This window comes from Fructilactobacillus carniphilus, assembly GCF_024029675.1.
Lineage (GTDB): Bacteria > Bacillota > Bacilli > Lactobacillales > Lactobacillaceae > Fructilactobacillus > Fructilactobacillus carniphilus.
This window is the reverse complement of record NZ_CP097121.1, coordinates 940,240-964,217: the sequence shown is the minus strand read 5'-3', so window position 1 is coordinate 964,217 and position 23,978 is coordinate 940,240. Positions and strand designations below refer to the sequence as shown.

The window sequence follows — 23,978 nt, the reverse complement described above, 5'->3', positions numbered from 1 at the left end:
TTTTTTTCCGTAACTAATGTGGTAGATAAAAATCCATTTTCCATCTATGTTATAATGAGTCCACGGATGCAAAAGAATTTTTATGGAGGTAATTTTAATGAAGAAATGGATTTGGGGCATCATCATTGTTGTGATCGTTGCCGTGTTTGGAGGCTGGATGTATGCTAGTCATTCCAATGGAACCCAAGCTTATGCTAGTCAACTGAGTGATGGAAAGACGGCTTTGCAAGATTCTAATTATTCCAAAGCCAAGGATGACTTTCAAGCTGCCGTTGATAAAAAGCCCAGCTCTAAGGAAGCCAACGCGTTATTAAACCAAACGCAACACTTCATTGATGGTAACACCCAGATGAAGGATAAGCAGTTTAAGAACGCCAAGAAATCATATTCCGCCGTTAAGAACGAAAAAGACGGTTCGAATGTGATGGTTAAACGAGCCGAAGCCAAAGTTAAGACTACCGACGAAGTGATTAAAAATGACGGATTGTTCAAGAAGATTTACAAAGAAGCAGTTCGGCAACATAACGATAAGAAATATGATGCATCCAACCAAACGTTGCAGGGAATTTTAACTGCTCACGTGATTAACCAAAGTTATTATTCAGACATTAAGCAACAAGCTAAGGACTTAAAAAAGTCCAACGACAAGGCTTTAAAGAAGATGAACACTTCTGAAAAGAAGGCTTCTGCCATGGACGCCCAACAAAGTCCAGAGGTTACCCAGGCGGTTAACCAAGTTAGTTCAACTCAGGCGGCTGTGAAAGCCAACGCCCAAAGTCCTAACTCAGCTGCAGCCGCAGTTAAGAAGCAAAACCAGGCAGCGAATAATGCAACTGGATCACAAGCAACGGGTCAAACGGATCCCAATAGTTTGAACGTTTACACAAACCCAGGTGAATATGCTAATCGATTTGTGGACCCTAACACCGGTCAAAACCAGAACACCAGTAACAGCTCGAACGTGACGAATGGAGCTAATTCTGGAAATCAAACTACCACGAACCCAAATGATTACAATACTAACAACGATCCTTACAACGTTTACACGAACCCAGGCGAATACTCAAACCGGTTTAACTAATCAACAACTAATGGAGAGAATTTAAAGATGGAGAATCATTGGCAAAACTTTTTAAAGAACGTTCAACTCCGACGGACAGTGGTCCTGCTGCTATTGATTGCTCTGATTTACGTTTGCCGGGAAATGATTACCACCATTTTGCTAACGTTCATTTTTACGTTTCTAGTGACGAAGGCAGTTTTGTGGATTAGAAAGCGAATCAAAATTCCGACTCCCATCCTGGTCATCGCTTTGTATCTTCTAATTGTCGGAGGCATCGTGCTGGCAGCCGTGCTGTATTTACCGACCATCATTGATCAAGGCGTGGAGTACTCAAAGGCAATCTATAAGTTTTACCAACGACCTCATACGATTCAGAATCCCCAGATTAGAAACGCAGTGGTTAGTTTGATGCACTCCGTGAACGTCCCAAAGCAGTTAAAGGATAGTATGGGCGTAATTTGGAGTTACGTAACGAGTGTGGGAAACATCGGCTTTTCAATGTTTATCTCGCTCTTGTTGAGCTTTTTCTTCACGTTAGAACTTAAGCAAACCGAGGAATTTTCCCGTAAGTTTTTATCAAGCACCTTTGGCTGGTTTTTCCAGGACGTTGCCTACTTTGGAAACATCTTTGTTAAGACCTTTGGAGTAGTGCTAGAGGCACAGTTCTTTATTGCCATTTGTAATACAGTGTTGACGACGACTTGCTTGGCAATTTTAGGAATGCCGGACTTAGTCATCTTTGCCATTATGATTTTTCTCTTGAGTTTAGTCCCGGTGGCGGGAGTGATTATTTCGTTAATTCCACTGTCGATTTCTGCCTATACGGTGGGGGGAATTAAGTACGTAATTTACATCGTGATTATCATTGCGGTGGTCCACATGTTAGAAGCGTACGTTTTGAATCCCAAGTTTATGTCGTCGAAGACCGAGCTTCCCATTTTTTATACCTTCGTGGTGTTACTGGTGGGAGAACACTTCTGGGGAACCTGGGGATTAATTGTTTCGGTTCCGGTGTTTACCTTCTTCCTTGATGTCTTTGGGGTTAAAAAGGTTGATCACCCGCTGTTACCGAAGTTAGATTCACAGGCTCTAAAAAAGAACTTAAAAAAGCACCTTAAATGATGTATGATAAAAGCGAGTTAACTAAATAAATTGAAAGAGGTTTAAAACAATGGCTAAATTATGTTTAATCCGACACGGACAAAGTGAATGGAACCTAGCAAACAAGTTTACCGGTTGGGTAGACGTGGACTTAAGTGAAGAAGGGGTTAAACAAGCTAAAAACGCCGGCAAGTTAATTGCTGATGCTGGTTTAGAATTTGACCAAGCTTACACGTCTGTTTTAAAACGGGCCATTAAGACTTTACACTATGCTCTAGATGAAAGTGATCAACTTTGGATTCCAGAACTGAAAACCTGGCGTTTAAACGAACGGCACTACGGTGATTTACAAGGAAAGAACAAGGCTAAAGCTGCAGAAAAATATGGTGACGAACAAGTTCACATTTGGCGGCGTTCCTACGACGTGTTGCCTCCTCTGTTAAGTGCTGACGATGAAGGATCCGCAACTAAGGATCGTCGTTACGCTGACTTGGACCCACGGACCATCCCAGCTGGAGAAAACTTGAAGGTTACGTTGGAACGGGTAATTCCATTCTGGCAAGACCACATTGCTCCAATGTTATTAGACAACAAAAACGTAATCATTGCTGCCCACGGTAACTCTTTACGAGCATTAACGAAGTACATTGAGAACATCTCTGACGAAGACATCATGGACGTTGAAATTGCAACTGGGGAACCAATTGTGTACGACATTGATTCCAACTTAAACGTGGTTAGCAAGCAAAAATTAGGTGAATAATTTTAATGAAGTGTGGCTAATGTACTTAGCTGCACTTTTTTGTTGCAATGATTAAGGAAAGTCCTGATTGTTGCGGGTAATTACTGGCACTAATTTAGTAATCAGAGAAAAGAGCTTAAACAAAGGTTGAAAATGATGTAAGCTAAGGATATGTTCATGATTTACAAAAATTTTTAGAATGGGGTGAGTAAGATGCCAAACGATAAATTAACTGCTGATCAGTATGCGCAATTATCAGTAGATGAATTAACCAAGGATTTAAATTCATCAGCGCAAACTGGTTTAACTGCCACAGTGGCACAAAAAGAACTGGCAACGGTCGGAAAAAATGTGATTCAAAAGGGGAAGCAAGAAAATGAGCTCCTTAATTTCTTGAAAAACTTTGTTTCGTTGATGGCCTGCTTGCTCTGGGTCTCAGGAATTATTGCCTTTTTTGCTGGAACACCCGAACTTGGAATTGCCATTTGGGCTGTGAACATTATTAATGGTCTATTTTCCTATTGGGAAGAACGAGCAGCTAAAAAAGCGACCGACGCACTCAGTAAGTTGTTACCAAGCTACGTGAACGTCATTCGGGATGGAAAACAGACCCAACTAGTTGCCGAAGACATTGTGCCTGGTGATTTAGTTGAGTTACAGGCAGGAGACGCCATTCCTGCCGATGCGCGGGTGCTAACGAGTTCTTCGCTGCAGGTCGATGAGTCGGCCTTAACCGGAGAATCCGTGCCCGTGGACAAATTTGTTGAATACAAGCACAGTGATGGTCAGTTTGCGATTCAAAACATTGTGTTTGCGGGAACCGTGGTAACGAGTGGGACCGCTACCGTGATGGTCATTGAAACGGGGATGAATACCGAATTTGGTAAGATTGCCAGCTTAACACAAAACCAGAAGAAGACGGATTCACCATTGACCCAAGAATTAAACCACTTGACTCGACAATTGTCGATTTTGTCACTATCAATTGGACTGGCATTCTTCATTCTAGCCATTTTCTTCGTTCACTATCCCGTGGCCAAATCCTTCATTTTTGCCCTGGGAATGATTGTGGCATTTATTCCGGAAGGATTATTACCGACCGTGACTCTGTCATTAGCTCACGGAACCCAGGTGATGGCCAAGCGGCATGCGCTTTTGAAGAGCTTGGACAGCGTGGAAACCCTCGGGGAAACTAACGTCATTTGTTCGGATAAGACTGGGACTCTGACGCAAAACCAAATGACCGTGAACCACATTTGGTTACCAGATCAAGAATTTACGGTAACCGGAACGGGATATTACAACAACGGGAAAATTCAGTTTCAGAATCAAGATGTGGATTTGAAAAACTATCCTGACTTGAATTTACTGTTAGACATTGCTCTATTGAATAACGATACTAAGATTCAGAAACCGAAAAACGCCGGTGATGCTCCTAAAATTTTAGGGACTCCAACTGAAGCCGGACTGAACATTTTGACCGCTAAAGCCGGATTGAATTTAGCTGACCGTTTGCAAGATTCACCGCGGTTGAAAGAATTACCGTTTGATTCGACCCGGCGGATGATGACAACGATTCAAAAGAAGCAAGACGGCAAAACCTATGTTTATACTAAGGGAGCCCTGTCTAACTTAATCACAGTTTGTGATACGATTCTGATTGACGGCAAAGTCGAACCATTGACACCCGAATATAAGGCACAAATTGATCAAGCTAACCGGGATTACGCGGCGCAGGGACTGCGGTCGTTGGCATTTGCTTACACGACAACGGATGCTACTAACTTTGACAATGCAACGCCCGCTAACACGGAACAACATTTAACCTTCGTGGGATTAGCAGCAATGCAAGATCCACCGCGCGAAGAAATCTATGAAGCCGTGCGAAAATGTCATACCGCTGGAATTAGAATCATCATGGTTACTGGTGACAGTACTCTCACTGCCAAAAGCATTGCCGTTAAAATTGGCATTGTTTCCGATGCAGCCCGGGTGATTACCGGGGAAGAAATGAAGCAGCTAAGTGATGATCAACTCCGAGCAGCCGTAAAGGGTGAGGTCATCTTTGCTCGGGTTGCTCCAGAGGATAAATACCGGATTGTTTCCATGTGTCAGGCTAATGGTGACGTGGTGGCTTCCACGGGGGACGGAGTAAATGATGCTCCCGCCCTGAAGAAAGCTAACATCGGGATTGCCATGGGAGTGACGGGAACCGACGTCGCCAAAGATGCTGCGGATATGATTTTAACCGACGATAACTTTGCTTCAATCGTGAATGCAATCGAAGAAGGGCGGACGGTTTACAGTAACATTCAAAAATTCCTGCTCTACATCTTTACTAGTAACGTTCCAGAAGCATTTCCATCAATTCTTTTTTTACTTTCAGGGGGAGCCATTCCACTACCACTGACGGTAATGCAAATTTTAACGGTTGATTTAGGAACGGATATGTTACCGGCCTTAGGGCTCGGAGCGGAACAAAGTGAACCGGGAATCATGGAACGTCCGCCGCGCAAAGAAACTGATCACCTGCTAAACAAAACCATCATTTGGAAGAGCTTTGGTTACTATGGGCTAATTGCGACTGCCATTTCCACCTTTGCTTACTTCTTTGTAAACTGGCAACACGGTTGGCCGCACGTTGCTTTAGCTGCCAGTGGGAACACTTACATGGTAGCGACAACCATGACATTGGCTGCGATTGTTTTTTGTCAGGTGGCCAATGTTTTGAACATCAGAACGCAACGGAACTCCCTCTTTAAGGTGGGAATCTTTTCCAACCACCGGATTTTATGGGGAATTGCTTTTGAAATCTGCTTGCTGGCCTTCTTAGTTTATGTCCCGTTTGTTCACGGGCTCTTTGGTACGGCAGATCTTAGTCTTCATGACTGGTTATTCTTAATTTGTATCCCGATTCCGTTAATCTTAATCGATGAGTTAAGAAAATGGATTGTCAGAAAGACGATGAAGGGTACAAATCAATAAAAGTTAATCCTGAACGGAAACCGAGAAAGAATCTCACGAATTGGGGGGTTCTTTTTTTGCTTGTCAAATCTTTGTTAGCTTACTTGACAAGGGTTGATGATGCTCGTATAGTAACTGGTAGACTTTAAAAAATAAATGGAGGGATTTCAATGAGCGCAAAACAGACCGTTGATGCGAACGGAAACCCGTATAATCGAACGATGTTTGTTCTATTATTACTGGTGGGGGCCTTTGTGACCGTTTTGAATCAAACGATTTTAGGAACCGCATTTCCCACTTTGATGAATGCGTTTCACGTTAGTACGTCCACTGTTCAGTGGCTGACGACGGGATTCATGATGGTTAACGGGATTTTGATTCCAGTTAGTGCCTGGCTGACAAGCCGCATGAACACCAAGTGGCTGTATTTAGGAGCCATGTTAATTTTTGAAATTGGAACGATTCTGGCGGCGACTGCTCCCACTTTTAGCGTGCTTTTTATCGCGCGACTAGTGCAGGCGGTCGGGGCTGGAGTAATTATGCCGTTGATGCAGACCATCTTGCTTTCCATCTTCCCGGCTAACGAACGGGGAGCTGCGTTAGGGATGGGGGGAATCGTCATTGGACTAGCTCCAGCGATTGGTCCCACTCTGTCTGGATGGATTATTGATAACTACTCCTGGCGGGTGATTTTCAGTTTAATCATCCCAATTGCGGCCTTTGTGCTAGTGGCCGGACTATTTTTCATTAAACCGGTACTTCCCACCCATAAATCTAAGCTAGATTACATTTCGTTAGTTCTTTCTACGATTGGATTTGGCTCCACTTTGTACGGATTTTCGAGCGTTGGAAACGACGGTTGGGGAAGTAAAACGGTCATTTGGTCGTTGGTAATCGGAGCGATTTTTGTGGCCTTCTTTATTTGGCGACAGTTGACCATTGAACATCCTTTCTTGGACCTCCGGGTGTTGAAATCATTTGAATTTAGTTTATCCACTTCGCTGGCCTCTGTTTCTTTCATGGCCATGATTGGGGTGGAAATGGTATTGCCCCTCTACTTGCAAATTGTGAAGGGGATGTCCGCTTTTCATTCTGGGTTAACCCTGTTAGGGGGAGCTTTGATGATGGGGATTATGAGCCCGATTACTGGGAAGCTCTTTGATAAGTATGGAGCTCGCCGGTTAGCAATCTGCGGGTTGTTCCTCTTAACGGTAGGAACTTTTCCATTTATGTTCTTAACGGAGGATACTTCCAATGCCTACATTATGGTGCTGTACGCGGTCCGAATGTTTGGGGTTGCAATGGTAATGATGCCCGTGACGACCTCTGGGATGAACTCATTATCAGTCCAGATGATGGGTCACGGAACGGCGGTTAACAATACGATTCGGCAAATTTGTGGATCGATCGCGACGGCAGTGATGGTTTCCATCTTGTCGAACGTGACGAGCAACAACATGCCTAGCAACACGTTGAAGATTAACGACCCCATCCATTTTCGGGACTTAGCGATTTCTGCAACCTTAAAGGGATACACCGCCACCTTTGGAATTGCCTTTTTAATTGCATTAATTGCCTTTGGATTAGCTTTCGCTTTGAAAAAGGGACGGGTTAGTCAGAAAGCAACCACGAAAGGGGGAGACGCAGAATGATTTTTGTAATTTTAATTGGAACGGTTCTGGCGTTCTTCCTGTGTTTCAATTTAATTTCGAATCAAAAAATTGCGAATTTAACGGGCGCCATTGCCGGATTATTGGTGATTTTGACGGTTTTGAGTATTATTGGTAACTTTCATGATCACTTAGGAATGAAGAAAGCAACGGTTACAACCACGCAGTCATTTAATTCCATTAACAAACAGATGAACATGGTTCTTTACCAAAAGCTTGGTAAGCAGGGTAAGGAACAGGTTGTGATCTATAAGAAGAGCGCAAGTCAAAAGAAACCGACGACCACTCCAGCAATTAATACGAAAAACATCATTCATCACGAAGGGACCAAGAATAAATTGGTAACCCAGAAACAAGAATGGGTTTACAAGAATGGCTTTTACCGGATGATGTTTGGCTTAGCGCAAAAGGAAACGTTCATTAAACGGACGAATACTTTTTACGTTGCAAACGATTACTTGGTAATGACGCCAAAACAGGCGAAGGAATTTGGCCAGCGGATGAAGCAAGCAACGGCTGGATTACAAAAGCAGCAACAGGATCCGAATGCCCAAATGGCGGTCAAGCAACAAGCGCAACAGTACATTCAGGGTAAAATGCAAGCCGAAATGCAGAAGAACCCACAGCTTTCTGAGCAACAGCGCCAGAAGTTAATGAAGAAGTGGCAGACTGAATTTCAGGAACAGATGAAACAGGAAGCTCAACAGAAACTAGTTCAACAAGTCGCTCATGAAATGAATTTAAAATAATTTTAAAACCACTCAACTAAGGGTGGTTTTTCTTTAGGCAAAATTCATTAATTTTATAATTGCGCTTGACCTTCTTCAGCTTTGCTTGTATATTAGGAAATGCGCGTTACGAAGATTAATGCTATCACTTGAATTTAATTAATTCTTGCTTGACATTTACTCGTAATCACGATATGATTATTAATGCACTAAAGAAGTGTGTAAAGTAGTTCTTTGAAAACTGAACAAGATTTTGATTACAAAAAGTGTAAGGAATTTTTAAACTAGCGTTTAAAAATTAAACATTTGCGAAGTCAATTCGCTTAAGAAACAAATAATAAAGTAGAGCTAGTAAAGTTCTCATTTAAAATGAGAGTTTGATCCTGGCTCAGGACGAACGTTGGCGGCGTGCCTAATACATGCAAGTCGAACGAGGTCTCCTAAATGAAATGAAGTGCTTGCACGGATTTGACTTTAGATCGGACCGAGTGGCGAACTGGTGAGTAACACGTGGGTAACCTGCCCAGAAGTAGGGGATAACACCTGGAAACAGATGCTAATACCGTATAACAACTAAAACCACATGGTTTTAGTTTGAAAGCTGGCCTTTGCGCTAGTGCTTTTGGATGGACCCGCGGCGTATTAGCTAGTTGGTGAGATAATGGCTCACCAAGGCGATGATACGTAGCAGACCTGAGAGGGTAATCTGCCACAATGGGACTGAGACACGGCCCATACTCCTACGGGAGGCAGCAGTAGGGAATCTTCCACAATGGACGAAAGTCTGATGGAGCAACGCCGCGTGAGTGAAGAAGGGTTTCGGCTCGTAAAACTCTGTTGTTAGAGAAGAACGACTGTGAGAGTAACTGCTCACGGCGTGACGGTATCTAACCAGAAAGTCACGGCTAACTACGTGCCAGCAGCCGCGGTAATACGTAGGTGGCAAACGTTGTCCGGATTTATTGGGCGTAAAGCGAGCGCAGGCGGTTTTTTAAGTCTGATGTGAAAGCCTTCGGCTTAACCGAAGAAGTGCATCGGAAACTGGGAAACTTGAGTGCAGAAGAGGACAGTGGAACTTCATGTGTAGCGGTGAAATGCGTAGATATATGAAGGAACACCAGTGGCGAAGGCGGCTGTCTAGTCTGCATCTGACGCTGAGGCTCGAAAGCATGGGTAGCAAACAGGATTAGATACCCTGGTAGTCCATGCCGTAAACGATGAATGCTAGGTGTTGGGAGGTTTCCGCCTCTCAGTGCCGAAGCTAACGCATTAAGCATTCCGCCTGGGGAGTACGACCGCAAGGTTGAAACTCAAAGGAATTGACGGGGACCCGCACAAGCGGTGGAGCATGTGGTTTAATTCGATGCTACGCGAAGAACCTTACCAGGTCTTGACATCTTCTGTTAGCCTAAGAGATTAGGTGTCCCCTTCGGGGGCAGAATGACAGGTGGTGCATGGTTGTCGTCAGCTCGTGTCGTGAGATGTTGGGTTAAGTCCCGCAACGAGCGCAACCCTTGTCTTTAGTTGCCAGCATTGAGTTGGGCACTCTAGAGAGACTGCCGGTGATAAACCGGAGGAAGGTGGGGATGACGTCAAATCATCATGCCCCTTATGACCTGGGCTACACACGTGCTACAATGGACGGTACAACGAGTTGCGAAACCGCGAGGTCAAGCTAATCTCTTAAAGCCGTTCTCAGTTCGGATTGCAGGCTGCAACTCGCCTGCATGAAGTTGGAATCGCTAGTAATCGTGGATCAGCATGCCACGGTGAATACGTTCCCGGGTCTTGTACACACCGCCCGTCACACCATGAGAGTTTGTAACACCCAAAGTCGGTTGGATAACCGTTTGGAGTCCGCCGCCTAAGGTGGGACAGATGATTAGGGTGAAGTCGTAACAAGGTAGCCGTAGGAGAACCTGCGGCTGGATCACCTCCTTTCTAAGGAATAATACGGAACCTTACACCGATCAAAGTCTTGTTTAGTTTTGAGAGGATTACTCTCAAACTTAGTTCTTTGAAAACTAGATAATATTATTTTCTGTAAGAATTATATTGATTGATATAATTTTAACCGAGAAAACCATTGTGTAATTTGAGTTTTTTAATGTGTTTAATCGCTAAACTCAATAATTTATAATCCGTCGGATTATAGGTTAAGTTAGAAAGGGCGCATGGTGAATGCCTTGGTACTAGGAGCCGATGAAGGACGGAACTAACACCGATATGCTTCGGGGAGCTGTAAGTAAGCTGTGATCCGGAGATTTCCGAATGAGGAAACTCGATTAGTGTAATGACTAATCACTATATAGTGAATTAATAGCTAGATAGAGGCAGACGTGGGGAACTGAAACATCTAAGTACCCACAGGAAGATAAAGAAATTTCGATTCCCAAAGTAGCGGCGAGCGAACTGGGAATAGCCCAAACCGAACCTTCGTGGTTCGGGGTTGTAGGACTGAACATTTGAGTTACAAAAGAATTTAATAGCTGAAGCAGCTGGGAAGCTGCACCAAAGAGAGTGATAGTCTCGTAAGCGAAATTGAATTCCCTCAGTTCAGGATCCTGAGTACGGCGCCACACGTGAAACGGCGTCGGAATCCGGGAGGACCATCTCCCAAGGCTAAATACTCCCTAGTGACCGATAGTGAACCAGTACCGTGAGGGAAAGGTGAAAAGCACCCCGGAAGGGGAGTGAAATAGTTCCTGCAACCATGTGCCTACAAGCAGTCAGAGCCCGTTAAGGGGTGATGGCGTGCCTCTTGTAGAATGAACCGGCGAGTTACAGTTGCATGCAAGGTTAAGCCGAAAAAGCGGAGCCGTAGCGAAAGCGAGTCTTAAGAGGGCGAATTAGTATGTTGCCGTAGACCCGAAACCAGGTGATCTATCCATGTCCAGGATGAAAGTGCGGTAATACGCACCGGAGGTCCGAACCCGTGTACGTTGAAAAGTGCTGGGATGAGGTGTGGATAGCGGTGAAATTCCAAACGAACTTGGAGATAGCTGGTTCTCTCCGAAATAGCTTTAGGGCTAGCCTCGGAATTAGAATCATGGAGGTAGAGCCACTGTTTGAGCGAGGGGTCCGTCTTGGATTACTGAGTTCAGATAAACTCCGAATACCATTGATTTATGTCCGGGAGTCAGACGATGAGTGATAAGATCCATCGTCGAAAGGGGAACAGCCCAGACCGCCAGTTAAGGTCCCTAAATATATGCTAAGTGGAAAAGGAAGTGGAGTTGCTTAGACAACTAGGATGTTGGCTCAGAAGCAGCCACCATTTAAAGAGTGCGTAATAGCTCACTAGTCGAGTGATTCTGCGCCGAAAATTTACCGGGGCTAAGCATATTACCGAGACTGCGGACGCAACTACGTTGCGTGATAGGAGAGCGTTCTAAGGGCAATGAAGGCAGACCGGAAGGACTGTTGGAGCGCTTAGAAGTGAGAATGCCGGTATGAGTAGCGAAAGACCAGTGAGAATCTGGTCCACCGAATGACTAAGGTTTCCTGGGGAAGGCTCGTCCACCCAGGGTTAGTCGGGACCTAAGCCGAGGCTGAGAAGCGTAGGCGATGGATAACAGGTTGAGATTCCTGTACTAGTTAATTATGTTGGAACGATGGAGGGACGCAGAAGGCTAGGTTGAGCATCCGGCTGGAAAAGGATGTTTAAAACGTAAGTCAGGTAAGGAGTGAAAGGCTTCTGACCGGATTGACAAGCGTTGATGAGGATCGAAATTAAAGTAGAGAAGCAACCGATGTCACGCTGCCGAGAAAAGCTTCTAGTGAGTAATTAACTACCCGTACCGCAAACCGACACAGGTAGTCGAGGAGAGGATCCTCAGGTGAGCGAGAGAACTCTCGTTAAGGAACTCGGCAAAATGACCCCGTAACTTCGGAAGAAGGGGTGCTGACCGTCAGGTCAGCCGCAGTGAAAAGACTCAAACGACTGTTTATCAAAAACACAGGTTTATGCAAAATCGTAAGATGAAGTATATGGGCTGACGCCTGCCCGGTGCTGGAAGGTTAAGTGGAAAGGTTAGCTTCGGCGACGCCTCGAAATGAAGCCCCAGTAAACGGCGGCCGTAACTATAACGGTCCTAAGGTAGCGAAATTCCTTGTCGGGTAAGTTCCGACCCGCACGAAAGGCGTAACGATTTGAGTACTGTCTCAACGAGAGACTCGGTGAAATTAAGATACCTGTGAAGAAGCAGGTTACCCGCGACAGGACGGAAAGACCCCATGGAGCTTTACTGTAGCTTGATATTGGGTGTTTACATAGCTTGTACAGGATAGGTAGGAGCCATTGAAACCGGGACGCTAGTCTCGGTGGAGGCACCCGTGGGATACTACCCTTGCTATGTGAACACTCTAACCCTGAGCACTCATCGTGCTCGGAGACAGTGTCTGGTTGGCAGTTTGACTGGGGCGGTCGCCTCCTAAATAGTAACGGAGGCGCTCAAAGGTTTGCTTAGAATGGTTGGAAATCATTCTGTAAGTGTAAAGGCAGAAGCAAGCTTGACTGTGAGACTGACTAGTCGAGCAGGGACGAAAGTCGGACTTAGTGATCCGGTGGTACCGTATGGAAGGGCCATCGCTCAACGGATAAAAGCTACCCTGGGGATAACAGGCTTATCTCCCCCAAGAGTTCACATCGACGGGGAGGTTTGGCACCTCGATGTCGGCTCATCGCATCCTGGGGCTGTAGTTGGTCCCAAGGGTTGGGCTGTTCGCCCATTAAAGCGGTACGCGAGCTGGGTTCAGAACGTCGTGAGACAGTTCGGTCCCTATCCGTCGCGGGCGCAGGAAATTTGAGAGGAGCTGTCCCTAGTACGAGAGGACCGGGATGGACATACCGCTGGTGTATCAGTTGCGCCGCCAGGCGCACCGCTGAGTAGCTATGTATGGATGAGATAAACGCTGAAAGCATCTAAGTGTGAAACTCGCCTCAAGATGAGATTTCCCATTCCTATATGGAAGTAAGACTCCTGAAAGATGATCAGGTCGATAGGTTAGAAGTGGAAGCGTAGCGATACGTGAAGCGGACTAATACTAATCAGTCGAGGACTTAACCAAGGAAAAGCAGAATGGAAACTCAGCAGGAAATAATATTAGCTAGTTTTGAGGGAACGAAGTTCACTCAAAGTGTGGTGGCGATAGCCTAAAGGATACACCTGTTCCCATGCCGAACACAGCAGTTAAGCTTTAGCACGCCAAAAGTAGTTGGGGGATCGCCCCCTGCGAGGATAGGACGTTGCCACGCGCAGTAAAGGCACTTTCGAAGCAATTCGAAGGTGTCTTTTTTATTTAATAAAAAAAGAACCTGTAGTTACAGGTCCTTAATTAATAAAGAATTACTTGTCGTGTTTTTCTTTTTCTTTATCAACGACTTTTTTGCTATCTTTTTTGGCGTCATCGACAACATCTTTAGTTCCGTCTTTTACTTTATCAAAGACATCCTTAGCACCTTTTTTAGTGTCGTCAATTACATCTTTGGTGCCATCTTTCACTTTATCAAAAGCTTCAGCGGCATCCTTTTTAAACTTATCCATATCAGGCATCTTTATCCCTCCTTTAGTTAGCTTTCTATTAGTTTAAGCATTAACTAAATTATTTGCAATCAAAAGCTGTTAGTATGTTAAAATATTGGTGCCGCTTTAGCTCAATAGGTAGAGCACTTCCATGGTAAGGAAAAGACTCCGGGTTCGAATCCCGGATGCGGCTTAGTTCCTAAATTGTAAAAAACTAGTTAATTGCAGCATTAATGACAATTATGAGCAGTTTGGGTAAGTAATTGAATGTAGTAACAAGAAAGGAGCAGTGAACATGATTAAAGAATTTAAAGCTTTCATCTCCAAGGGGAACGTCATTGACATGGCCGTCGGGGTTATCATTGGATCGGCCTTTACAGGGATTGTGAGTTCGTTAGTTAAAAACATTTTGAATCCCTTAATTGGGTTATTCATCGGTAACATTGATCTTTCTTCCCTATCGTTTAAAGTGGGAGGCGCCACTTTCCGCTACGGGGTTTTCCTCAACGCAGTCATCAACTTCTTCATCATTGCGTTCGTGGTTTTCATCATAGTGAAAATTTTAGGGAAAATGCGGTTGCGGCAAGATAAAGAAAAGACGACACCGAAGAGCGAACAGTATCTGGCAGAAATTGTGACCTTATTAAAACAAGAACAAGGTCAATCGGAAGCTAGTCAGGAAACGAAAGAAACTAAATAATTAGAAAGTGGGATCCGGCACGGTTAGTGCGAGATCCTCTTTTTTTACCATTGTTTTTAGCTGACTTTAGGATTATAATCAATCCAATTTATTTTTATTGCAGCAAGGACAATTGCCTCACGACGAGAGGAGTTTCAAATGGCCTACATTGAAACCAAGCACCTCAACTATGAATACCGTCTATTTGAAAAGAAATTAGGATTTAAAAATAACCTGAAAGACTTTTTTCACCGTCACTATCAATCAAAACGGGTGCTTACAGACATCACGTTTACCATTAACCAGGGTGAAAAAGTCGGATTGTTAGGCCCCAATGGAGCGGGGAAATCCACGTTGATTAAACTCTTGACCGGAATTTTACAATCCGATACTGATAATTTATGGGTGGCCGGTGTACGCCCGAACCCCAATGACTATGGTTTTTTAAAGCAGATTGGGGTCATGATGGGCCAAAAGAGTCAGTTAAACTGGGATTTACCCGCGTTAGATACATTTAAACTCCTAAAGACGATTTATCAGGTGGACACCCCGAGTTATCAAGCCCGTTTAGATAAGTATGTACAAATGTTTCATCTTCAGGCAGTGTTAAACGTTCCGGTCCGAAAATTGTCCCTCGGGGAACGGACCAAGCTCGAGTTGATTGCCACGTTATTACATGGTCCGGAATTGCTGATCTTGGACGAACCCACTTTAGGGATGGACATTGTGAGTCAACGTGAATTTCATGCCTTTTTAAATCAGATTAATCAGACCAACAACGTGACCATTTTATTAATTAGTCACCAAATGAACGATATCGAAGCGGTAGCGGATCGGCTGTTGTTGCTTCTCGACGGGCGGATTCAGTTTGACGGATCTGTTGCTAAGTTAATGCAGACGGTTCGGGATCCCCAGCGCCCAATTACGCTAAAGAACGGTCCAAATCACGCCATCGTGGCGACACAGGCCGCAGAGATATCGCAGCGTGACGACCAAACCGTGGTCCGGGCGGCCGAAGGAGATAGTACGATCACCTTTAAAACCACGGCGCTCGAGCAATTGCAGGTGGAAACGCCTTCCTTAGAGGACGTTGTTTATTCCATGTTTCGCAAGCAGGGGAGGTCTAATGAAGTACGTTAGTAACTTAGTCCTGGGATTTCAGAATTCGCTGGTTTACCGCGCTAATTTTTTCATTTCGTTAGTGACTCGCTTATTGCAAGTGGGGCTTTCTTTGTTAATGTGGCGGGCTTTATACCTGGAATCGGGGCAAAACACGATTCACGGTTATTCCCAAACCCACATGATGCAATACTTAATCCTTACGGGACTATTATCTTTAATTTTTACCTTTGAACCCTTGTTTCGTTTAGCTCGTCAGATTAAAACGGGGAAAATTAGTACATTATTGTTACGCCCGATTAACTTGAATTTAGAGAGTTTAAGTAACTTTGTGGGAGCAAAGCTGGTTTTAATTATTTTATTGGGAGTACTTATCGTGGTTCTAACGAGCGGGCAGGGCTTTAGCACAATCCTGATTTTACTCTACGCACTAGTGAGCATCGCTTTGTGGCACCAAATCATGTTTTTATTGGGAACACTGGCCTTTTGGCTAGTGCAAATGTGGCCGTTACGTCCGGTAATTAGCGCGCTGTATCTATTTTGCGGTGGCTTGTTGTTTCCCCTCGATGTGTTGCCAACCTGGGCTTATCAGGGGTTACGTTTTTCTCCGCTAGCGCTGGTTTCCAGTGATTTAGTGCAGACGGTCTTACAGGGTTCGCGCCAGCCACAGTTGCTTTTCCTCTATCTGGGGCTAACCGTCGTTTGGTTAATCGCACTAGTCGGACTAAGTCGCTGGCTCTTTCGGGTCGGATTGCACAAATTTGAAGGAGTGGGCGTATGAGTTTTCGGTTATATGGGGTGCTAGCCCAACAAAGTTTTAAAACCTTTTTGACCTACCGGATGACGTCGGTTCTCGTGGTGCTCTTTGGGTTTATGTTTACGGCGATTGAGATTGCGGCTGGCTTCGTGTACTATTCCTTTGCCCATCGCATTGGCGGACTTAACTTTCTGCAGTATGAAATCTTGATTATGAGCCTAACTTCGATTACAACCACCTATCAATTTCTGTTCGTGGGCGCCCACGAATCCTTAGCGGGCGATCTCATTGAGGGTAATTTGGATTACTTGTTCTTACGTCCGTTGCCGAGTTATTGGTACTATGCTTTGCGGCAACTCGACTTTCCCAGTGGCGTTAATCTGCTGGTTTACATGCCGGTGACGGTGTTCCTCTTGACTCGATTCCCGCTGTCTTGGAGTGCCTGGGGGTTAATCTTTGTAATTTACGTGGTTGGAGTTTTGTTTGTCTTTGCCTTGAACCAAATCGTGGTGGAAATTTCTTTTTGGTATGACAATTTAACCGCCTTAAACGGGGTTCCAGAAGATGTAATCTCTGCCGCTAGTCGTCCGGCGCGGATTTATCCCCGGTGGTTACAACTAATCCTTTCGACGATTTTACCGGTATTGGCGCTTTCCAACGGGATTGTGACTGTAACCGTCAAACAAAGTACGGCAGTTCGGATGCTCATCCCGCTGGTAATCGTAACGGTACTTCTCCTGGTTTTTTCCTTTTACCTATGGCAGCGCGGAACGAGGCACTACGTTTCTGCTAATTAAATGGTTACAAAAAAAGCACTTCATTACGAAGTGCTTTTTGCTTTAACTAACAATTGTTGGTGCAAGGCCTGCTCAGGAATTAGGTCGGTCAGCGGTCCCTGGCTTAGCAAAACTAAGTGGTGCATGGCCCGGGTCATCATGGTGTATAAAATGCCCAGTTCATGATGGGTAGGAAAGTTGGTTGCCGAGACGTTCCAAGCGATGACGGTATCAAACTCCAACCCCTTGGCCAGGTAGACCGGCAGGATTAAGACGGACTTGTTCAGCGTACGGGCCTTGTCCGTTACCAACAGGCAGTCAAACTGGTGGCGCAGTTCTTGATAAACGTGTTGCGCCTCATCTTTCGTTTTCGTGATGATAGCAACCGTTTCGTGGTCCTGCACCTCGGTCTTAATAATTGCTTGGGCGGTCGTTAGCAACTGTTGTTCATCCGGAACTTCCGCATAGGTCGGGGTATCCCCCTCCCGGTTAAAGGCCTCAATGTGATCACCAGCGGGCAGAATGCTACTAGCCAGGGTAGTAATCGGATAGGTTGAGCGGTAGGACCGGTTCAGGTTAATCAAGCGGGGATGCCGGACGGGTAGCGCCGCTTTGAGCCGATTGAGTAAAGCCTGCGCCGTTTCCACATCCTTAAAGAGTGCCTGCTCGCTATCGCCAATCAAATTGAACTTGGCCCGCGGAAAGGTCAGTTTAAGGTACATCAGTTCGGCAACCGAGTAGTCCTGGACCTCGTCAATAAAGAGGTATTTGATGTGACGGTTATGGTTTTCCCCGGTAAAGTAGTCCTGTAAAAAGAGGACGGGAGCGGCATCCACCAAGCGAATCTGATGATACTCAAGGGTGTCTGTGAAGGCCCGCTGATCCCGCTGCCAATCCGCAGGCGTAATTTGATCATTAGAATCAAGCTGACCCAGAAAGTTCTCGTACTGCGAATATTGGTCCCAGAACTGATCGTTGTAGATGGCATCATAAACCACGCGCAATCGTTCCTTCACCAGTTTACGAGCGACAAAGTCTCGTTCTTCGTCAAAATCGAGGAAGTCGGCTGGGTCACGGTCACCGAGATAATTATGATATTGCTCATCGGAAAGGTTATCCAGTTCGTCTAACGCCCAGTCTTCGTGGACCTCTTCGTTGATGCGGGCTTTCAAGCGTTTGATCAGGGTGTTCTTGGTCTTTAAGAACTTGTCTGCTAAGGGTAGTTTTGGATTAAGCCGGGCATAGATACTGCGAACCTCGGCGGCCGAAAAGAATAATTCTCCCTGAAAGTAGAGTCCCGTAAAACAAATCGCACGGGGACTTAATTGCCGTAAGTAGGTTCGCAACTCATCAATAAAGGCTTGACTTTCCTTATACGTTGTCAATGGGTTGTGAACTGGGCTTGCTTCGTAGCGGTCAAACCGGGTTTGGACGCGTAAACCCTCTAAACGTTGCGCAAAGAAGGATTGTAACGTGACCTGGCGCATGTTGCGTTCCCCTAAGCTCGGGAGGACGTCTTTAATGTAGTTCGAGAACAAGAGGTTCGGAGAAAAGAGTAGGATCTGGTTGGCGCTCAGCTCGTTACGGCTGTGATACAGCAAGAAGGCAATTCGTTGAAGGAGGGCGGAAGTTTTTCCAGACCCGGCGACTCCTTGGACCACCAGGAGGTCGCTGCGCACGTCGCGAATGATGTCGTTTTGCTCGCGTTGAATCGTGGCCACGATGTTTTGCAGTTGGTCAGAACTCTTGTTACCCAGGGTTTCCTGCAACATCTCGTCGCCTACCGTTTCGTTAGTGTCAAACATGTGCAGGATCTGGCCGTCCTTGATTTTAAACTGACGCTTTTTTTTCAGAGTGGTGCTTCGTTCGCCGTTCGGAGTTTGGTAGTGGACTGGTCCGAGCGTTCCGTTGTAATAAACACTAGAAATGGGCGCCCGCCAGTCGTGAATCAGGAACTCTCCGTTGCCGTCCATTAAGGAGGCCGTTCCAATGTAAAGTGGTTCTGGTGTTGGGGCTCCGGAATCTTGAACGTCAATTCGCCCAAAGTAAGGGGAGTGTGAAAGTTGCTGGTAGGTCGCCAGTTGTTTCTTTACAATCGCTTCGTTTTCGACCGTCCGGTTCACCAGGTTTCGTTGTTGCTGCAGATCAGCCTTGGTTTCAATCCGGTCATCTGCTTCTAAGTAGTTTACGGAAGTATTGATGCCGTAGTTTTTTTGGACCCGATCTGATTCAGCCTGGGCCTTTTTAACGGCCTGCTTTGCTTTTTCAATTTGGTGGTGTAAAAAAGTGGTGACCTGGGCAACGCGGTCGCGTTCCTCCTGTTCTTCTTGTTGATTCATAATTGATCCTCTTTCGTTTCAAAGTCGCTCATCATTCTAAGGGGAAATGGGGACAGTGTCAATTGCGACGCCTTTGACACCGGGGCGAAAAACCCCTAAAATAACAGTAAAGTTGAGTAGTGGCACCCCCAAACAGAGAGGTTAGAAGTGCTGAAACTAACCAAGTGACCACGAATTGGAATCCTTAAAACTGAGTTTTAATTTGAGTGGCATTAATTTGCAATATAGGTGGTACCACGTCGAGGCGTCCTATTGATTTTGAATCAATGGGCGCTTTTTTAGAAAGGAAGATTTAGATGACAAAACCGATTATTTTAACGGGTGATCGCCCGACCGGAAAATTGCACATTGGACACTTCGTGGGGTCCTTGGAAAACCGGGTGAAATTACAAAATACCGGGAAATACGATCCTTACATTATGATTGCCGATATGCAGGCATTGACCGATAACGCGCGTGATCCCGAAAAAATTCACAACAGCTTGTTTCAGGTGGCACTAGATTACCTGGCCGTGGGCTTAGATCCCGCCAAATCAACCATTTTTATTCAATCCCAGATTCCCGCTTTAAACGAGTTAACCATGATTTACATGAACCTCGTGAGCGTGGCGCGGTTGGAACGCAATCCGACCGTTAAACACGAAATCCAACAAAAAAGCTTTAACGAAAGCGTTCCGGCGGGCTTTTTAACTTATCCAGTTAGTCAGGCCGCTGACATCACGGCCTTTAAGGCCACGGTGGTTCCCGTGGGGGATGACCAAGAACCCATGTTAGAGCAAACCCGTGAAATTGTCCGCAGTTTTAACCGAGCCTACCACACGGATGTGCTGGTAGAACCAGAGGGCTACTTCCCACCGAAGGGCGAAGGCCGAATTCCCGGTTTAGACGGCAATGCCAAGATGAGCAAGTCGTTAAACAATGCAATTTACCTTTCCGATAGCGCGGATGTGATCAAGCAAAAGGTCATGTCGATGTACACGGATCCAAACCACATTCACGTGGAAGATCCCGGCCAGGTGGAAGGAAACACGGTCTTTACCTACCTTGACATTTTTGCCCCGGATCAGGAGCACGTTCAAGAGCTCAAGGAACAATATGCTCATGGTGGGTTAGGAGATGTTAAAATTAAGCTGTACTTAAACGAAGTCTTACAGGCAACTTTGGCTCCCATCAGAGCGCGGCGAGAACAATACGAACAAAATCCCGCTGCGGTCGCTGACATCTTAAAAGCAGGCAGCCAGAAAGCCAACCAAGTGGCAGAACGGACCCTCACTGAGGTTCGGAATGCCATGGGGCTTAACTATTTTGACTAGTCGCAAGACGCAGTAAGGGAGTTTCCCATGGAAAACTTTGTAATTATTGACATTGGCTCCAACTCGGTTCGCATGGCAATCTATGAGATTGATGCAGCTGGGAAATACCGTGAAGTGAAACGGATGAAAAACGATGCCCGGCTATCGGAAGGAATGGGGTCTAACAACATTCTGCAATTTTCCGCGATGAAAAGGACAATTGCGGCGCTTCACCGGTTTCAAACTGAATATGAACAGTTCCCGAACGTGGTAGTGCGCACCATTGCCACGGCCGCGGTCCGGCAGGCCCAGAACCAAACTGATTTCTTGCGGAGCATTAAGGACGAGTTAGGAATTGAGGTGCGGGTTCTGAGTGGAGATCAGGAAGCCTACTTTGACTACGAAGGAGTCGTGAACCGCATCAAGGCTCATGACTTTGTGTTGATGGATATCGGGGGTGCGAGCGTGGAAATTGTCCACGTGCGTAACCGGAAGGCGATTAACTACGTGAGCTTGCCAACGGGCGCCGTGAAGACGACGGAACGATTCTGCTTACAAAACCAGGTGACGGCGGCGAACTTCTTTGCCGCCCAACAACACATCATCGAACAGTTCAGTAAAATTGGCTGGTTAGGGCATCCAGCCCACTATCCGATTGTCTTAATCGGAGGGGCGGCCCGAACGTTAGCTCGGATTAACCGGCGCCAGCAACACTTTCGCCGGGTGGATGAGATTCAAAACTACCAGTTGACCCGCAAACAGGTGGAACGAACTATGCAGGAGCTTTTGAGTAAAAACCTGGCTGAACGTCAACAAATTAATGGGCTCGAAAGTGATCGTGCCGATGTCATCATCGGAGGGTTAATCAACCTGACCGCCGTGATGGATTTCATTGACTCCAAACGAGTCATTTTTTCCGATGGTGGGGTCCGCGAAGGGGTTATTAACGAATACTTAGAACAACGGCCGCAAGCTTAACAGAAAGGAGGAGTGAGCAATGGAAAAGATGCACGGCTTTCACCGCAAATCGTATGCAGACCGGTTGGCTTTGTTAACGGAGGTGGTGCCGCTAAACGAAACGGAAGTTGACGTAATTAAGCAGCACTATAACGAGGTTAGTGGTGATCTGATTGAAAACTATCTCACTGACTACGGTTTACCCGAAGGAATTGCCACGAATTTTGTGGTTAATGGGCAAGAATATCTAGTTCCGATGGTGGTCGAAGAACCGTCCGTCATCGCAGCAGCGAGCAATGGGGCTGCCATGTTAAAACGGGGTGGCGGAATTACCGCTCATGCGGAAAGCCGAGTTTTAACTGGTGAAGTAATCATCAAGGCCGACAACGTGCTCGCCGTCCAGGATTGGTTTACGAATAATAAGGAAGCCATCATGAAAACGGCCTTAGCAGCCCATCCCAGCATTACTAAGTACGGGGGGATTCAGGACGTGGAGTTTAACATCATCGATGAAGCCCACGTATCTTTAGAACTCTTCGTGGACGTCGGCGATGCCATGGGGGCCAACACTTTAAACTCGATGCTAGAAGCCGTTGCCGACCAGATTGAAGCGGAACTAGGGCAACAAGTGCTGATGAGTATTTTGTCAAACTTTGGTGATCACAACGTGGTGATTGCAACCGGCATGGTACCATTTGCCGCTTTGCAGCGCGGTGATTTATCCGGCCAGGAGGTTGCAGATCGAATTGCCGAAGCGGCGGACGTGGCCAACATTTATCCGAAACGGGCTGCAACCCACAACAAAGGCATTATGAACGGAATTGACGCCGTGGTGGTCGCGACCGGAAACGACTGGCGGGCCGTGGAAAGTGCTGCTCACTCCTTTGCTGCGCGCAAGGGAAACTATAAAGGTCTAAGTAAGTGGCGGGTGACTGAGGACGGCTTAGAAGGTCGAATTCGGCTCCCGATTCCCACGGGAATTGTTGGGGGTGCTACCCACGTCCTTGAAATGAGTAAGGTTAACTACCAGATTTTGGGAATTCACTCTGCCTTAGAAATGATGAACGTGTTGGCGGGAGTGGGACTTGCCCAGAACCTGGCGGCGCTAAAGGCGCTAGTGACCGATGGCATCCAACAGGGTCACATGCGCTTGCAACTGAAGTCACTGGCTTTGACGGCCGGGGCTAAGTCGGAGCAAGTGATGCAAGTGGTTAGTGCCTTGCAACGGTTACCGAAACACGAACAAGATTTATCCCACGCCCACCAGTTGGTAGCAAAGTTGAAGGAGGATGAAACCGATGGCGAATGACGTAAACTTAAATCCCGCGGTTCAGAACCTACTTAACACCGTGGCGCGTTTCTTTGAAGGAGACGTCCAGGTCCAAATTATTGGGGACTTAAAGTCGGGTTACCTACGTCATGACCAAGTGCAAACCATGCAAGACGGTCAACACCTCTTTGTGCAGTTAAGTGACGTGACTGATCCTGACTTTTTGGCCAGTCACGAATTATTGCACGTGCTGATGACCCTACGGGGCTTTCCGCAGGTGTACTTTCCGTTGACCACCGGTGATGAACAATTAGATGAACAACTCCGCTACGTCGGAACCGACCTCTTTGATACGGTTAGTCACTTCGTGGTGTATGCCGAACAGCGCAAGCACGGCTTGATTGATGAAACGGTGGAAGAGGCGGTTGTGAAGGGCGTCCGGCAGACGATTACCCCGGAACAGGGGCAAGTAGATGCTGAGATGATTACCCGCTTGGTAACGGTCTTAGATGCCCTCGTCTTTTTGGGTGACCACTTTGAGAAGTATCGCTACCTCTTTGATCACGATTTTCCAATTGCAACGAAAGCAGCTGAGCAACTCTACCAGTTACTGACGAAGAAGCCGACTGACAGTCCGTTTGCCCTACGCCGCAACGTGGTGAAGCTCTTTCGGGCCTTTGACCAACAACTGCAGGATTGGGACTTACCGGCTCTGCACCTCAACGACTTTGCGATGGTGACCTCGGTCTTTTCCAAGCGCCAACTCGGGTTACAGGTCAAACAGGTCTTTAAACTGTACTACTCAGAACTGCGTAACCGGAAAACCGGAAAGCGGGCCTACGTCGGTTTTACCATCAGTGACGACCAAAACTCGTTGGTTATGGACGGGCCCGTCGGCGAAAAGGTGAGTGTTGACCACATTCAGTCACTCTACCAAAAAACGGTGCAAGAATTATTTGACGAACTCCACATTCCCTACTTGGAACGTTAAACAAG

At 46.2% G+C, this 23,978-nt stretch carries 16 protein-coding genes, 1 tRNA gene and 3 rRNA genes; 18 read left to right on the top strand and 2 right to left on the bottom strand.

Annotation, left to right across the window (positions count from 1 at the left end):
- Window positions 1–97 precede the first annotated feature (97 nt).
- From M3M37_RS04890 to rrf, 9 genes are all read left to right on the top strand, one after another.
- Entirely contained in the window at window positions 98–1,081 is a 984-nt protein-coding gene (locus M3M37_RS04890; RefSeq protein ID WP_252794573.1) for a hypothetical protein, read from the top strand.
- 27 nt (window positions 1,082–1,108) lie between these two features.
- The gene (locus M3M37_RS04885) at window positions 1,109–2,185 is read left to right on the top strand and encodes an AI-2E family transporter (protein ID WP_252794571.1); all 1,077 of its coding nucleotides are present in this window, start codon (window positions 1,109–1,111) and stop codon (window positions 2,183–2,185) included.
- 49 nt (window positions 2,186–2,234) lie between these two features.
- Window positions 2,235–2,927, top strand: coding sequence for a 2,3-diphosphoglycerate-dependent phosphoglycerate mutase (locus M3M37_RS04880; protein ID WP_252794570.1), 693 nt, complete (start codon window positions 2,235–2,237; stop codon window positions 2,925–2,927).
- A gap of 192 nt (window positions 2,928–3,119) precedes the next feature.
- Window positions 3,120–5,891, top strand: coding sequence for a cation-translocating P-type ATPase (locus tag M3M37_RS04875; protein ID WP_252794568.1), 2,772 nt, complete (start codon window positions 3,120–3,122; stop codon window positions 5,889–5,891).
- A 149-nt stretch (window positions 5,892–6,040) separates the two neighbouring features.
- Complete coding sequence (locus M3M37_RS04870; protein WP_252794567.1) at window positions 6,041–7,522, top strand: MDR family MFS transporter; 1,482 nt, start codon at window positions 6,041–6,043, stop codon at window positions 7,520–7,522.
- The gene (locus tag M3M37_RS04865) at window positions 7,519–8,289 is read left to right on the top strand and encodes a DUF4811 domain-containing protein (RefSeq protein WP_252794565.1); all 771 of its coding nucleotides are present in this window, start codon (window positions 7,519–7,521) and stop codon (window positions 8,287–8,289) included. The genes M3M37_RS04870 and M3M37_RS04865 overlap by 4 nt, the downstream gene beginning before the upstream one ends.
- A gap of 344 nt (window positions 8,290–8,633) precedes the next feature.
- Window positions 8,634–10,209, top strand: a 16S ribosomal RNA gene (locus M3M37_RS04860).
- A gap of 213 nt (window positions 10,210–10,422) precedes the next feature.
- Window positions 10,423–13,338: ribosomal RNA gene (locus M3M37_RS04855) — 23S ribosomal RNA — on the top strand.
- Window positions 13,339–13,408: 70 nt separating this feature from the next.
- Window positions 13,409–13,525 (top strand): 5S ribosomal RNA (gene rrf / locus M3M37_RS04850).
- Together the 16S, 23S and 5S rRNA genes form the textbook arrangement of a ribosomal RNA operon.
- A gap of 91 nt (window positions 13,526–13,616) precedes the next feature.
- Here the strand turns inward: rrf and M3M37_RS04845 are convergent.
- Complete coding sequence (locus M3M37_RS04845) at window positions 13,617–13,823, bottom strand: hypothetical protein (RefSeq protein ID WP_252794563.1); 207 nt, start codon at window positions 13,821–13,823, stop codon at window positions 13,617–13,619.
- 90 nt (window positions 13,824–13,913) lie between these two features.
- Here M3M37_RS04845 and M3M37_RS04840 point away from each other — a divergent pair.
- From M3M37_RS04840 to M3M37_RS04820, 5 genes are all read left to right on the top strand, one after another.
- Window positions 13,914–13,986 (top strand) — tRNA-Thr (locus M3M37_RS04840).
- A 102-nt stretch (window positions 13,987–14,088) separates the two neighbouring features.
- Window positions 14,089–14,493, top strand: coding sequence for a large-conductance mechanosensitive channel protein MscL (mscL, locus tag M3M37_RS04835; RefSeq protein ID WP_252766314.1), 405 nt, complete (start codon window positions 14,089–14,091; stop codon window positions 14,491–14,493).
- Window positions 14,494–14,631: 138 nt separating this feature from the next.
- A complete protein-coding gene (locus M3M37_RS04830) occupies window positions 14,632–15,612 on the top strand; it encodes an ABC transporter ATP-binding protein (RefSeq protein WP_252794561.1) in 981 nt (326 codons plus the stop codon).
- A complete protein-coding gene (locus M3M37_RS04825) occupies window positions 15,599–16,372 on the top strand; it encodes an ABC transporter permease (protein WP_252794560.1) in 774 nt (257 codons plus the stop codon). Before M3M37_RS04830 ends, M3M37_RS04825 begins: the two co-directional genes overlap by 14 nt.
- A complete protein-coding gene (locus M3M37_RS04820) occupies window positions 16,369–17,145 on the top strand; it encodes an ABC-2 family transporter protein (RefSeq protein WP_252794558.1) in 777 nt (258 codons plus the stop codon). Before M3M37_RS04825 ends, M3M37_RS04820 begins: the two co-directional genes overlap by 4 nt.
- 23 nt (window positions 17,146–17,168) lie before the next feature.
- Here M3M37_RS04820 and helD read toward each other — a convergent pair whose 3' ends face one another.
- Complete coding sequence (gene helD, locus M3M37_RS04815; RefSeq protein ID WP_252794557.1) at window positions 17,169–19,463, bottom strand: RNA polymerase recycling motor HelD; 2,295 nt, start codon at window positions 19,461–19,463, stop codon at window positions 17,169–17,171.
- A gap of 296 nt (window positions 19,464–19,759) precedes the next feature.
- Here helD and trpS point away from each other — a divergent pair, with 296 nt between their 5' ends.
- From trpS to M3M37_RS04795, 4 genes are read left to right on the top strand one after another with little or no spacing between them, the layout of a single operon-like run.
- A complete protein-coding gene (trpS, locus tag M3M37_RS04810) occupies window positions 19,760–20,776 on the top strand; it encodes a tryptophan--tRNA ligase (protein WP_252794553.1) in 1,017 nt (338 codons plus the stop codon).
- A 27-nt stretch (window positions 20,777–20,803) separates the two neighbouring features.
- The gene (locus M3M37_RS04805) at window positions 20,804–21,733 is read left to right on the top strand and encodes a Ppx/GppA family phosphatase (RefSeq protein ID WP_252794551.1); all 930 of its coding nucleotides are present in this window, start codon (window positions 20,804–20,806) and stop codon (window positions 21,731–21,733) included.
- 19 nt (window positions 21,734–21,752) lie between these two features.
- The gene (locus tag M3M37_RS04800) at window positions 21,753–23,021 is read left to right on the top strand and encodes a hydroxymethylglutaryl-CoA reductase, degradative (RefSeq protein ID WP_252794549.1); all 1,269 of its coding nucleotides are present in this window, start codon (window positions 21,753–21,755) and stop codon (window positions 23,019–23,021) included.
- Complete coding sequence (locus M3M37_RS04795) at window positions 23,011–23,973, top strand: IpaB/EvcA family protein (RefSeq protein ID WP_252794547.1); 963 nt, start codon at window positions 23,011–23,013, stop codon at window positions 23,971–23,973. Before M3M37_RS04800 ends, M3M37_RS04795 begins: the two co-directional genes overlap by 11 nt.
- Window positions 23,974–23,978 lie beyond the last annotated feature (5 nt).